General features: G+C 54.2%; 16 protein-coding genes. All 16 read left to right on the forward strand.

Going from position 1 to position 13444, the window contains the following annotated elements; genetic code table 11:
• Positions 1–1647: a hypothetical protein gene (locus tag HPY71_01625; protein NPV52205.1), complete on the forward strand. Its 1647-nt coding sequence runs from the start codon at positions 1–3 to the stop codon at positions 1645–1647.
• The gene (locus tag HPY71_01630; GenBank protein ID NPV52206.1) at positions 1637–1816 is read left to right on the forward strand and encodes a hypothetical protein; all 180 of its coding nucleotides are present in this window, start codon (positions 1637–1639) and stop codon (positions 1814–1816) included. The genes HPY71_01625 and HPY71_01630 overlap by 11 nt, the downstream gene beginning before the upstream one ends.
• A 78-nt stretch (positions 1817–1894) precedes the next feature.
• Complete coding sequence (locus tag HPY71_01635; GenBank protein NPV52207.1) at positions 1895–2035, forward strand: hypothetical protein; 141 nt, start codon at positions 1895–1897, stop codon at positions 2033–2035.
• Between the two features lie 55 nt (positions 2036–2090).
• Positions 2091–3632 carry a hypothetical protein gene (locus HPY71_01640; protein NPV52208.1) on the forward strand — a complete coding sequence of 514 codons (1542 nt, stop codon included), beginning with the start codon at positions 2091–2093 and terminating at the stop codon, positions 3630–3632.
• Positions 3633–3650: 18 nt separating this feature from the next.
• Positions 3651–4031: a DUF2190 family protein gene (locus HPY71_01645; protein ID NPV52209.1), complete on the forward strand. Its 381-nt coding sequence runs from the start codon at positions 3651–3653 to the stop codon at positions 4029–4031.
• Between the two features lie 14 nt (positions 4032–4045).
• Positions 4046–5098, forward strand: coding sequence for a hypothetical protein (locus HPY71_01650; protein ID NPV52210.1), 1053 nt, complete (start codon positions 4046–4048; stop codon positions 5096–5098).
• Between the two features lie 195 nt (positions 5099–5293).
• Positions 5294–5638: a hypothetical protein gene (locus HPY71_01655; protein ID NPV52211.1), complete on the forward strand. Its 345-nt coding sequence runs from the start codon at positions 5294–5296 to the stop codon at positions 5636–5638.
• Positions 5639–5644: 6 nt separating this feature from the next.
• Positions 5645–6028 (forward strand): hypothetical protein, encoded by a 384-nt coding sequence (locus HPY71_01660; GenBank protein NPV52212.1) that lies wholly within the window; start codon positions 5645–5647, stop codon positions 6026–6028.
• Positions 6029–6400 carry a hypothetical protein gene (locus HPY71_01665; GenBank protein ID NPV52213.1) on the forward strand — a complete coding sequence of 124 codons (372 nt, stop codon included), beginning with the start codon at positions 6029–6031 and terminating at the stop codon, positions 6398–6400.
• A gap of 6 nt (positions 6401–6406) precedes the next feature.
• Entirely contained in the window at positions 6407–7246 is an 840-nt protein-coding gene (locus HPY71_01670) for a hypothetical protein (protein ID NPV52214.1), read from the forward strand.
• A 6-nt stretch (positions 7247–7252) separates the two neighbouring features.
• On the forward strand, positions 7253–7462 hold the full coding sequence (locus HPY71_01675; protein ID NPV52215.1) for a hypothetical protein: 210 nt from the start codon (positions 7253–7255) through the stop codon (positions 7460–7462).
• A 10-nt stretch (positions 7463–7472) separates the two neighbouring features.
• Positions 7473–8060: an endonuclease gene (locus tag HPY71_01680; GenBank protein NPV52216.1), complete on the forward strand. Its 588-nt coding sequence runs from the start codon at positions 7473–7475 to the stop codon at positions 8058–8060.
• Positions 8061–8079: 19 nt separating this feature from the next.
• Entirely contained in the window at positions 8080–9519 is a 1440-nt protein-coding gene (locus tag HPY71_01685; GenBank protein NPV52217.1) for a phage tail sheath protein, read from the forward strand.
• 16 nt (positions 9520–9535) lie between these two features.
• Positions 9536–10012 (forward strand): phage tail tube protein, encoded by a 477-nt coding sequence (locus HPY71_01690; GenBank protein NPV52218.1) that lies wholly within the window; start codon positions 9536–9538, stop codon positions 10010–10012.
• Between the two features lie 11 nt (positions 10013–10023).
• The gene (locus HPY71_01695) at positions 10024–10434 is read left to right on the forward strand and encodes a hypothetical protein (GenBank protein ID NPV52219.1); all 411 of its coding nucleotides are present in this window, start codon (positions 10024–10026) and stop codon (positions 10432–10434) included.
• A gap of 165 nt (positions 10435–10599) precedes the next feature.
• The gene (locus tag HPY71_01700; GenBank protein ID NPV52220.1) at positions 10600–13440 is read left to right on the forward strand and encodes a transglycosylase SLT domain-containing protein; all 2841 of its coding nucleotides are present in this window, start codon (positions 10600–10602) and stop codon (positions 13438–13440) included.
• Positions 13441–13444 lie beyond the last annotated feature (4 nt).

Raw genomic sequence — 13444 nt, forward strand, 5'->3', positions numbered from 1 at the left:
GTGCCATATTCTTTTTCTGAGGACTTTGCCCGTAACCTCGCAGAGTCAATCCGCAGGACGGCTAGGGATAAGGAATATATCAGGTGGGCGTTAGATGCAAGGAAGCAGTATGTAGACCTCCGGTTGAATCAAGACCCCGAAATCCGGAGGCTTTATATTTCAGCGGCAAGGCGGGCGGGTCAGCTTGTGCGGTCTCGGTTCCGCTGGCCGTCGGATATTCTCCTGAGACGGAGGTTGAGACAGCTTAGGACAGGGTTGGAGGAGATAGCCCAGCAGTTCAACGAGGACTTTACTGGCGCGTTGAAAACCCATATCGTGAAGGCAGTAACCGCCGGGACAGGGTATTCCAAGGCAGTCACCTTGTCCTTGGTAAAAACGGCAGGCTGGAATACCGCGCCTATACATGAGGTTTTTGCCCAGGTGAACAGGCAGGCGGTGGAGGCGTGCTGGACCAGGACGAGGAAGGGCCTTTTCCTTTCTGACCGCATATGGCAGCAGGCAGAGAGAGTCCGAGATTCCATGCGGGATATTATCCAGGAAGCCGTGGTCCTGGGGATTGATGCAAAGGATGTTGCCAGAATGCTGGAACGGTATGTCGAGCGAGGCGCGAAGACTTTCGCCTGGCAGTATCCAGACATGATCGCCCGGATGGAGGGCCGGATACCGAAGGACCTGACCTACGAGGGCTTACGGCTTGCAAGGACAGAGATGACGGCTGCGTTCGGCGAGGGGACTATCTCTGCCGCAAGGGTAAGCCCGAGCTATCAGGGTATGCAGTGGATTCTGAGCAAGGCTCACCCGATAGAGGATATTTGTGATACCCTGGCTGAGGCCGATTACTTCGGCCTGGGTGCTGGAGTGTATTCCCCGGGGAACGAGCCAATGTACCCTGCTCACCCGAACTGCCTTTGTGTGCTGGTGCCTAAACATGAGACACCGGAAGAGTTTGTCGAAAGGCTGAGGCGGTGGAGGGAGAACCCTGCCAGTGAGCCGGGGCTGGAAGAATGGTATAATAATATCTACAGGTCAGGAATACGCGTAAGGGAGAGCGGTGACCACGGCAAAGGTCCTGCAGGGCGTCCCAACCTTTACGTAGATGTTCCCGATTTACCAGAGCCTGCTAAAATCGGGCTAGTAGGTGCTTGGGATGATGCCCAAAAGTATGGGCTAGCCAATGGGAAAGAAGTGTTATTACATGTTGATGCCTCTACCGGGAAGCAGATGATCTCCCGGGTAGAGGGCGAAAAATCTTCTGTGGCTTTTAGACCCGATATACATGATTTCCTGCTGAATGCGGCTGCTGAGAGTGTTTTATCTGTCCACAATCATCCCAGCAGTTCGAGTTTCTCGGCAGAGGATTTAAATACATTATGTATGTATCCGTCTATAAAATACATGACAGTGGTGGGTCATGATGGAACTAGATATTTAGTGAAGGTGGGAAAAGGGAAAAGGCCCGGATGGCGTGAGATCGTTTATAAATGGACGCAGGCGAGGGACAAGGACTATGATTACTTCTGGAATAAGGTTCATAGTGGAGAGATGACTCCAGAACAAGCGTGGTATCAACATAGTCATCTTACAATGGAGGAGGTCGCCAAGGAATTTGGTTGGGAGTATAGGAGGGTAGGCCCGAATGAAAGCTGAGAAGATTCCTGTTGGGCTGGATATGGTAGATGGCATGCCGGACTATACCAAATCCCTTGAGGAGAACAAAGCTATTTACCGGCAGAGGTTTTTTGAGGTATATGGTGTCTATCCTGAGGATTTGGAGGATGGACAGCTGTCGGAAGACAAGAAGAAGGCGCAAGAATGACTATTTGTGAGTCCTTGAGACTGACCGCCAAGGTGTAAGCCGAGGCGGTGTTTTCATGTCCGCAGGAGGTGAGATGCCTTGGGACAGGGCGTTGTGAAAATCGCCACTGCACCGCCTGGGCCCGTGCAGGTAGTACAGAAACAGGTAGAGGTGAGCGCGAGGACGGGTAAAGTAAGGGTCAGGGACATGCAGACAGGGAAATTCACCACGAAGAATTGACTGCCAAAGCAGAAAGCTGAGGTGGTTTTCTTATGTACGGAAGGGAGGTGACATAATGGGTAAGCGATTCGAGATAGGTAAAGCGGTGTCGAATGCCGCGTGGGGAGACGTAGACAAAAGCCGTATATGGCGGTTGTTGAAGCAGGGTTTGGAGGAAGGAGCTACCGGCGTAGCTGAGGCTATTCGCGAGGTCTACGCGGTAGTTAAGGCCGAGGTTAATAAAGACCTGACGGAGGCTGACTGCTGGGGCCCTCACCACGAGGTAAGGGATGATGGGACGGTAGTCCTGAACCGTGCTGGCCTTGTGGCTGCTGTGGGTGCCTTGGCGGGTGCCAGGAGCAATCCTGACCTAACAGCGGAGCAGAGGAGGGAGGCGGTACAACATCTTACCGGGCATTATCGAGAGTTGGATATGCCTTTACCTGCTGTCTTGGGTGGCACGGGTGAAATGGCCTCCCTGATGGCTACTGTGACGGGCGAAATGAGGGTCGAGGACATACCGCTTGCGCCCTGGGCTGATATAGCGGCGCTAAAGGTGGGCGATACGGACCCTCTAGAGGTTGTGGTCAAGGTCCCTGCCGGAAAGAGCAGGCGGGGCTGGGACTACAGGCCGGAAGCGTTACAGCGGATCGTGGGAGAGGTCATGACGCAGGGCCTTCCTGGGTTCCTGGGCCACCAGAAGCCGGAGGACGTGGACCACGAATTTCCCACGCCTGTGACGCATTGGGTAGGTGCCCTTTGGAAGGATGGCGCGGCGTATTTCCGGGGTGTCGTGGACAAGGCGGCGGCGGACTTGAAACGCTGGATCAAGGCTAAGGCGGTTAGGACAGTAAGCATATTCGGCATTCCGAAGCTGGATCAGGCCGGTGGAGAGACCAGGGTAGTCGATTATCAGCCGCTATCCATTGACTGGACTCCTCTGGGCCGGGCTGGGATGCCGACAGAGATAGTCGCCATTGGAGAGATGGATGAAATCATCGGAGGTGAACAAAAGAAAATGACATGGAAGGAGCTTGTGGCTCAGTTAAAGACGATGCTTGCGACTGGGGAGGTCACCAGGGCGCAGGTGGTAGGAGAGATGGGCTGGAAAGGCCGGGAGATCATCGGCGAGATTGACGCTGACTTGCTGAAAGAGGTTAGCGGCACGAAAGATACTCTTGGGAAAGTCAAGGAAGCCCTCAAGGTTTCCGGCGAGATGGACGTTGTCAAGGCTGCTGGCGAGGCTGTCAAGGATGCCGAGACCCTGAAGAAAGTCAGGGAGGCCCTTGGAGTCTCGGGAGAAATGGACGTAGTCAAGGTGGCTGAGGAGGCGGCGAAAGCGGTCGCTGAAGGCCGTAAGGCGAAGCATGAAGCCCTGGTCAATGAGGTCTTGAAAGAGAAGGTCTCTGGAGAGATGGCGCAGGGGTTAGTCAAGAAGCTGCTTCAGGTGCCGGAGGGTGCTACTAAGGAGCAGATAGCGGGGGAGATTGATAAACTCCTTGCGGATGAAGTGGTCAAGGCTGCTATTAGTAAATCCTATGTGGACAAGCCGCCTGCGGTAGGTGGAAATAACAACAACCAGTCCTCTAGCCTGCGCGTAAAGCGACAGGCTTTTTAGTTTTAGGAGGTGGAGCTAGTGGGACGCAAGGTAAGTGATGGGAAGTCTGTTAGGGTTACCGTGCCGGAGAACACGGTGATTGAGCAGGGCAAGTTTTACCTGCTGGATGGCTTTTTCGGGATGGCGATTCAGAGTGTAACGACAGGTGCCGGGCAAACGGCTGAGGTGGTGCTGGATATTGAGCAGGCGGAGTATGAGACAAGTCAGATCAATACCGCTGACGCATTCAATAAGGGCGATAAGGTGTTCTATGACACTTCTGCCAAGGTCTTGACCACGAATGCGAATGCAGATGCCAGCGGTAACCCTCAGAACCGGCCTGTAGGGCGCGTGACCCTCGCCAAGGATGCCAATGACGTTATCTGGTTCGAGCTGGGTCCGCAGGTTCTGGCTCATTAATGGAGGTGATATGAGTGTTTAAGGTTTATGCAATTGAAGACCTTAAGGCTGCGCGGAAGCAGCAGGGCACCATTGAGGAGAGGGTGCCCTTTAGATTAAATGGGAGGCTTTACGAGGTCACCAAGCGGATCGTCAATGGCGAGATGGAGACTTTCGATTTTACTAAGCCTCTCGGTGAGATGCTGGTGACTCCGGCTGGGCTTTATGATGTGGTACAGAAGAGTGTGATTGACCTCGAACTCGGGCGCGAAGCCGTTCCTCTGCTTTATACTCCGGTCTATCGCCGGGTAGAAGACGCTAACTTCACCGAGTTTGTCGATATTACGCCTTTTGTCAATGCCCAGGTGGTTTTCATGGAGCATATGGAGCTCGAGGAGGTCAGGTTCGGCGCCCGCAGGATCGGGCCGAAGGATACCGTGCCGATCGTAACTTACGCTGCCGGATTCGAGATTACCGAAGACATGAGGGTCTATGACAAGACCTGGCAGGTTGCTGAGATGAACCGGGCGCTTGGTGAGGCGTATAACGCACTTCTGAACCACATTCACCTTAACCCGATTATTAGTTATGCCTATCCTGCGAAGAACAAGACGGCGGCCAATACCACTGCTGGGACTTATCGTGAGAAACTCCGCGAGACCATTAAAGCCGGGCTTGTCCACGCAAGCCAGGATAAGAACACTGATACCGGCGCACCGAGGCGGCCCAATATTCTGCTGGCGCACTCTAGCAAGCGGTGGGATATTGAGGAAGTCCTCCAGCGCATGGTGGTAAGTGGGACTGAGTATCCTGCTGTTTCGGGCATTGATACTCTGATCTTCTATGATGGCTGGTCTACCATGGTCGGTGAGAAGGTCTATGACTATCCTGGCGTTGATCCTGGTAAGGCGTACCTGATTGAGGGTCAGAAGTACTTCCGGGAGCTTGTGAAGCATGACCTCATGATTGATGCTGAGGGTGCTGACCTGAGCCGCCTCGTGGAACAGCAGATAGTCGGAAGGGCACGCCGTGGGACCATCGCAAGTCCTGTTAACGCAGTGGAAGAACTTGCTCTCCCTGCTGCGTAGGGTGGTGACTCTGGATGCCTAAATGTGTAGACTGCGCCTGGTATCCTTGGATGCCGGGCGCAGATGTTTCTATGCTCCCGGCGATGAGGTGCAGCCCTGCCCTTCCGGTGAGGCGGTGGACCCAGGAAGGCGCAAGGGTTGAGCAGGAGTGCCCGCATTTCGAGCCCAGGGTTGTGCCTGAGGTGGTGACGGCAGATGACTCCAACAGCAGACTTGAGAGCAAGACTCCGGAAACTTCTAAACGAGCAGATACCGGCAGGAGGAAGCGAGGCTGATACCAGGTTTCTGGATAGCGACCTGGACACCTTGCTTACTGAGGCTATAAGTATTTATGGCGCGGCGGCGGCAGGGTGGACCATGAAGGCCGGGATGCTGCAAGGCCAGATAGAGAGTTACAGTGTCGGACAGGAACGATATGACCTGACCTCGTTAAAGGACCAGCTTGCCCATGCCCTGGCGATGGCCCAGCAATATGCGAGCATGGCTCGGATGAGTGGAGGAAGTGTGATTCTCAAGATTACGCCGCCGGAGGTGTTGTGAATGAGCGTGGATATGGTAGCCCTCCGGCGATCCCATGTGACGTGGGCTATCGGGCAGAATTCGGTCCTGATAACAGTCAAGCGCACGGAGAAAGTGGACAAGGGCGGGTACTTTGACGAGGTCAAAAGCACGGTTGGCCCTTTCGCGGTGCGGATATTTGTTGATGGAGGCCGGATGCCGCAGGAAGTCTCGGGACTGGCAGGGACTAAGCAAGTTGATAGAGGCTGGGGATTGATAGCCGACTACCAGGCTGACCTTCGGGCCGGGCCGGACGTGCAGGATGAATTCGACGTGCCCGGCCTGGGCCATTTTGTGGTGAAAGCGGTCTACCCGCAGGTGGTTCAAGGCCAGGTAGTCGGGATGCAGGCCGACCTTGAGAAGGTGTCATAGATGCCTGGAAAGCTAAACTTTGCTCAAGGCGCGGCTGACGCCCTGGAGAGGAAGAAGGCTGGCCTTTATGCCCTGCTTCAAAACTGGGCAGGGCAGTTGGAGGGCTATGCAAAGACCCATGCAGCGTGGGTTGACCGGACCGGACATGCGAGGCAGAGCCTTCATGCTGGCGTGGATGTTCGAGGAGATACCTTCATCCTGTATCTGAGCCACGGCGTGGAATATGGCGTGTGGCTGGAGCTTGCCTGTAAGCCCGTGGAACTGCGTAAGGCCCTATGGTATAAGCCTGGGCCTTATTCTATTGTCATTCCCACGATGCAGGCCCATGCGCCGCGTATCGGTCAGACGGTGCGGGATTACTGGAGGGATTGATCTATCATGCGGGAGGCGATACGGGAGAGGCTGATACAGGCCGTCCCTGATGTGTCTGGAAGGGTTTATGAGCCGCAGGCGGCAGGACCGGGTGTAGAGAAGCCCTACCTCGTGGTTAGGCAGGGTGTAGAGGCTGAGGAGAGCCCATGGACGGGCTTTAGACGCATCATCGAGGCATGGCCCTACGTTTCCCGGACGACGTTTCAGCAGGTGGACGCCCTGGCCGCGAAGGTGATAGTTGCCTTAGACGGGCAGCTGTTGATGACCCAGGCCGGAGAGGTATTCACGTGCCACTATCTCGGCACCATCGGGGCCGACTTTGTAGATGAAGAATGGGACGCGATAACCAGAGGGCTTCAATTCGCGGTCATGGCCCTTCAGCCGGTAGAGATTCCGGAGACGATAGCCAATGACCTCTGGCTGGAGGCCCTGGCGAAGTGGACGGAGGGCGTCCTGGGTTCCGGTTGGGCTGTGTATCGTAATTTCTGGCCCTTGGGATACAAGCGGCCTGCGGTAATGTGGCGGGTTACCCGTGTGAATGTCGAGGAGCAGGCGCGGGCGATGTTTAGGGTCTCAAAGGCAGTTCAAGGGCACGTCTTGGGCGGTACGCCTAATCAGGAGATTGAAGGCGCAGTAAAAATCGTTCAGGAACTTGGGACGGCTATAAAGATACCTCTTGACCTTGTGCATAAGAGGTATCTGCAGGTTGACAGCCCTGCTGTTGATTACAGGGTTGACGCCCTGAATACAGGGCAGGTGACGGCGACTTTGAGTAGAATGACGGCAAGACCGATGGAGGAAGTTTCGCTTATGTGGCACGTTTACTTGAATGGTGCCTGGAGGTGATTATGGGTGTCTGAAAAGAAACCAGAGCTGGTTGTCAGGGCGGAGTCGGTGGAGAGTCGGTATCCGAGGGAAGAGCTTATCAGTAATGCCCAGGCTATCTTTGGCGTAGCGCCGGAGGTGGTTACTGGTGCGCTGTATGGCAGCAAGGTACAGGAATTGACTGTAAATGAGGTTAGAAAGGCGATTGATGCCTTCCTTAGGGCAAGACCGAGATAAGAGAGGTAGTATGATGGTGGAAGTATGGGCTGACATTGAAGGGTTCGAGGGATATTACCAGGTATCAAATTTAGGCAACGTCCGGTCCCTTGATAGAACAATTGTTCAATCAAATAACAAGATAAGGCATTTCAAGGGCAGGATATTAAAACAAAAAATAGACAAGGATGGTTACGCAACGGTGATGCTCAGAAAAAGGACCGAAGGAGTACGGAAAAGCGTAACTGTTCACAGGTTAGTTGCTGAAGCTTTTATCCCAAATCTAGACAATAAACCTACTATCAATCATAGAAACGGAATCAAAACCGACAATTCGGCACAAAACCTTGAATGGTCAACGCATCGAGAAAACACTACGCACGCCATTCGTACAGGGCTTATTGACATTGAACATTTTAAGAAGAATGTAACTTGTTTAGCCAACGAAAAGAGAAAGAAAAAGGTTCTGCAGATAAGTAACGGTGAGGTGGTTGCAGTCTACGGCAGCATTCCTGAAGCTGCGGAAGCCATGAAGATAAAATATCCAAAAGTCGTAAGAGATTGTTGCCATGGAAGAAGGAAAACAGCTTATGGCTATCAATGGAGATTTGCAAGTTAGAAAAGGAGATGATTAAAAAGTGGCAGGTGGACAATGGTCGGCGACTGAGGGCAAAGTTCGCCCAGGATTCTATCTAAACTTCGTAGCTGCGGCTTTAGCGGCAATTAAACCTGGAGCGCGTGGGACGGTCGCTGTTCCAGTGAAGGCGAATTGGGGGCCCATCAAGGAGATAGTCGAGATCGAAAGTGAGGCCGAGTTAATCAAGGCTTACACAGCCAAGTGTGGTGATGGAGTCACCGCATACGATACCATCCGCATGGCCCTGCTTGGTGGCGCAAGGAAGGTCATAGGTTACCGGCTTGCCGATAGTTCGGCGGCAAAGGGTAGCCTTACCCTCAAGGACACAGCGGCTACTCCTGTGGATGTCCTCAAGCTGGAGACGAAGTATGAGTCTAACCGTGCATTCAATGCGACGGTCCGGGACAATCCGGTGGACAATACGAAGCAGGATATTGTCCTTTATGAGGGCACTGTCATTTTGCGGACATTCACTTTCGCCAAAGGTGCGGTTGACAACGCGGTGGCTGCTATCAATGGCGACAGCGGCAACGAGTGGATCACCGCTACGAAAATAGCAGACGGCAACAATACGCTGGCGGCAGTCAGCACTCAGCCCTTCATGGGCGGCAATAACGGGATAGCCGGGATCACCAATACGGATTACGTTGACGCGATGGCGGCCTTCGAGGCTAGGCAGTTCAACCTGTTTGCCCTCGACGGCGTGAGCGATTCTGCTCTCCAGGTCTCGGTGAAGTCCTGGATTGAGCGGTTGAGAAATGAGGGTACGGGCGTTATTGCGGTTATCGGCGGGAGCGCTGCGGATGACCTTGATATTACCAAGGGTAATAGCCGGTCTACTCTCATGAATTATGAGGGTATAGTCAACGTGGTTAACTCCGCGAAGCTGGCAGGAACTTGGTATTCGAGCGCACAGGTTGCGCCTTTCATCGCGGGCCTTATCGCGGGTCAGAGGCTTTCGGAAAGCACGACATATGCCGTGTGCCCATTTGAGGACGTGAAGCCGAGGCTCACCAACAGCCAAGTCGAGGCCGCACTCCAGGCCGGGTCTTTGGTGCTGGTGCATGACGGCGAGAAGGTCAAGGTGGAGCAGGGCCTTAACACTCTTGCCAGCCTACGCGAGGGCCAGAACAGGCAGTGGAGGAAGATTCGGGCCATTCGGGTCATGGATGCTATCAATGCAGACCTGCTCAAGACCGCCTCCGATAATTACATCGGGAAGGTCAACAACAATGATGATGGCAAGATAGCCCTCATAAACGCCTGCAAGCAGTACATGGAGACCTTGGTCTTGGGCGGGCTGATCGAGCGGGACTATATCGTCGAATTAGACCCGGCGTATCATCCTGCGCTTGCTGCGCCGGATGAGGTCTACATTCGTTGGGATGCCCGGCTGACTGACGCGATGGAATATATCTATGGGACGTTTGGGATTCGATAGTGGGAGGTGGAGGTAGATGGCGCTGGATGCCAGCCGCGTAATTAACGGCAGCTTTGGCGAAGTCTACGTAGATGGTAATTGGGAAACGAACTTCAACCATCTTGAGGCTAATGTCGAGATTCAGAAGGCAGAGGTCCGGCCTTCTGGCGATAGGTGGGTCCATCATAAGGTGACTGGCCTTCGTGGGACTGGAACGATCTCGGGGTTCAAGGTAACGAGCAAGCTGATTCAGTTAAACGACCCTATACGTGATAATGCCCAGGGTTCGGTCAAGACCGAAATTGTGAGCAAGCTCGCTGATCCGGAGGCGTATGGGTATGAGCGGGTCCGGCTTAAGAACGTAGTCTTCGACCGGATCTCCTTGGCCAACTGGACTACCGGCGAAGTGGTCAATGAGGAGTGGCCTTTCACCTTCGAGGACTATGAATTGCTTGACCCGATTGTCGAGGGCGGAGCGGGTGAAGAGGCTGGCGGCGGGACTATTACAGTCTAGGAGGGTAGTTTATGGATTATGAGCAGTTGACCGATGAACAGATACTAGAGCGTCTTCTGAACGCGGACAGAGTGCCTCAGAGGACGCTTTTTTTGAAGCGCCTTGGTATCCCTCTGACCTTGCAGGCACTTACCACAAAGCAGATATATGCTATCCGTGAGCGATGCACCCAGGTGATAAAAGGGAAGCGTGGAACGCCGGACAGGGAAGAGGTGGATACCAGGCTTTTCACCGTGAGGGTCGCCCTGGCTAGCATTGTGAAACCAAGATTCGATGATGCGAGGCTCCTGGAGAAATACCAGGCTAGCGGTCCGGAGGAGGTTATTCAGCGGATACTCCTGGCGGGTGAGCTAGACCAAATATTTGCTGAGACCCTTGCCCTTTCGGGCTTCGATGAGGACCTGGAGGAACTAAAAAACTGATAAGGACGCGCCCTGTTCTGGCTTTGGTTCACCAGATATTTCAGAGGACGGGCTTACCGCCTGACGAATTTTGGGCAAAGCCGGACGGGGCGCGTAGGTTTATGATGGCAAGCATGGCGGTAGCCTTGGAGGAGGAAATGAAGGCGCAGAAGGAGGCGGCGGGTGATGGCAGACGAGCTATATCGTAGTGAGATAGTCATCGACATAAACGACCAGGATGCTATCGCCCGCGCCCAGCGGGTGCAGAAGAGGTTTGAAGAGTCTATAGGCCGCATACAGAAGACGGCTAGAGTCTTAAGCCGGGAGAGGATAGCTCCGGTTATTGAGGTAAGGGATAAGCTGACACAAACCTTGTTCAAGGCTGATAGATTCATCAAAAAGCTATCCCTTGAGCAGGCTTCGCCGGTTTTGGCGGCTCAGGATAGGGTATCGGCGGTTGTGGCCCGTATTAGCGCGGTCCTGGAAAACCTGGATAAGGGCAAATATGACGTGGTGGCTGACATGAAAGGCCCGCTCATGGACGAGATTGTAAGGGCCAAAGAGGCTTTGAGAAGTCTTTCGGGTGTCAAGGCCGGGCCGGTGGCAGACCTGAGAGGGGAGTTATTCGGACAGCTTGCAAGGGCTCAATCGCTGCTTAAAGGGCTGGATGATATGATAGCTAGGCCCAGGGCCACGCTGATAGACCGGGTGTCCAGTGCAGCCGGTTGGATCGGTTCCAAGCTACGCGGCCTCACAGGCAGAGTGTGGACAGTGACCATCCGGGCCAAGAATATGGTGACTGGAGCTATCAGTGGGATTATGCGGGCCGTGACTTCGCCGCTCGGGATGCTCGGTATCGGTATTGGTGGCGCGGCGGTTACAGCGGCGGCAGTAGTTAAACCGTTACAGTTAGCCGGGCAGATGGAGCAGGCGAAGATAGGCTTCGAGACGATGCTAAAGTCCGGGGAAAAGGCCGACAGGTTTCTAAAGGACCTACAAAGATTCGCGGCCCTCACACCGTTTGAGTTTCCGGAACTCCAGGACGCCTCCAAACGTCTTCTGGCCTTTGGATTCAGTGCAAAAGAGATACTTCCCACTATGACGGCTATTGGGAATGCGGCTTCCGGCCTTGGGATAGGCGCTGAGGGCATTGACAGGTTAATCCTTGCTATTGGTCAGATGAGGGCCAAGGCCAAGGTATCGGGCGAGGAAATGAGGCAGTTGACTGAGGCCGGTATCCCTGCCTGGGATATGCTAGCGAAGGCGATGGGCAAGAGCACCGCCGAGGTCATGAAGATGTCCGAGAAGGGCCTCATTCCTGCCAGCAAGGCCATTGATATTTTCATCAAGGGCATGAATGAGCGATTTCCAAACATGATGGCGCGGCAGTCGAGGTCTCTCCTGGGCCTGTGGAGCACGATAAAAGATGTTTTCAACATGGGTATCGTATTTCGCTGGGGCGACGGCTTAAGCAGGGCTGTTAAGCCCAGGATGGAGCGGTTGGTTGATCTCTTTACCCGGAACGAAGATGTAACCAAGCGCTGGGGAGACACTTTAGAGAAAGTAGCATTCCGGGCCGGAGATAGAATCATGACATGCCTGGAGCGGGCCTTCAATATGATTGATCGTCTGCTCAAGGACCCAAGATTCCAGAAGGCTGACCTATTCGGGAAGACACAGATTCTATGGAGCGAAATCATAGTTAAACCTTTCGATAGATGGTGGGCTTCGGGTGGCAAAGAGTGGGCAACAAGGGCCGGAACCTCAATTGCCCAGTCTATTATGAAAGGCATTTTAGAAGTTGGCTCGAGTAACCCGCTCATGGGTGCTATCATAGGTAAAGCTATTGGAGGGTTACCGGGTGCCGCTGTGGGTGCCGGTTGGGGCCTCGGAGGTTATATCGGTGAAAAGGCTAGAAAGTTGATAGATAAAGCGTGGGCGCCACGTGAGGCCGAACGGTATAAGACGTGGGAGGAAAGGACACGAGACCTCCAGGAGAAATTGAAGGGCCAGGAATTGGTAATGCGGCCTGCATATGGTCAGGGTGCGATAGTGATGCGTCCACAGTTCGCCCTTGTCGGCGAAGCAGGCCCGGAGGCGATAATTCCTCTGACCCGTGAGCGGGAAAGGGCTTTAAGATTGTGGACCGAAGCCGGAAGGTGGCTGGGTGCGAATAGAGCGACTGGCATTGCGGCTGAAGAGCCTGCCCTCCGTGCGATAGAAGGCGGTATGTCGCAGAGGGTCAAGCAACTGCCGGTAGTGCAGGATGCTCAAAAGGCTACAGGCTGGCTGCATGGCCTGGTATCTCGGGTAGCGGCGACGTTTAGGGTTCCCGTGGCCCTTTTAAGAGGGCTAATCCAGGCCGAGAGCAGTGGGAGAGCTGGAGTGGTTTCCCGTGTAGGCGCTATCGGGCTTACTCAAGTAATGCCTTCCACAGCCAGGAGCCTGGGCTATGAACCAGCGCAGTTGAGGACGCGGCCTGACCTACAGGTAGAGGCTGGAGCTAAATATTTGTCTCAAATGCTGAGGCAGTTTGAGAGTGTCCCGCTTGCGCTTGCGGCATACAATGCCGGGCCAAACGCGGTGAGGAGATATAAAGGTATACCTCCATACCCTGAGACGCAGGCGTATGTAAAGAGGGTTATGAGTTTTGCTAAGTCCTACGGGCTGCCTGGTTATGCAAAAGGAACGATAGCCACAAGGCCGCATATTGCAAGGGTGGCTGAGGAAGGCCCGGAGGCGATAATTCCGCTTACTCCTCGTTTCCGGTTGAGGGCTTTGGAACTCTGGCAGGAAGCTGGGCAACATCTCGGAGTTAAAGGGTTCAAGGATGGAGGGTTTACGACTTCGCTGGCTGTCGGACCTTCTAAGGGCGGGTCGAATACTACTGTTGTCCACATTCACATGGGCGAAGCAGTCAAGACGATCCAGGTCAACTCCAGAGCCGATGCTGGCAAGGTTGCAGACGAGGCGGCAGGGATAGTGGCGAGGAACCTTCGGGCTGTCCTGGAGAACTTAGCGAGCTAAGGAG

The sequence above is a fragment of the Bacillota bacterium genome, from assembly GCA_013178125.1.
GTDB lineage: Bacteria > Bacillota > SHA-98 > Ch115 > JABLXJ01 > JABLXL01.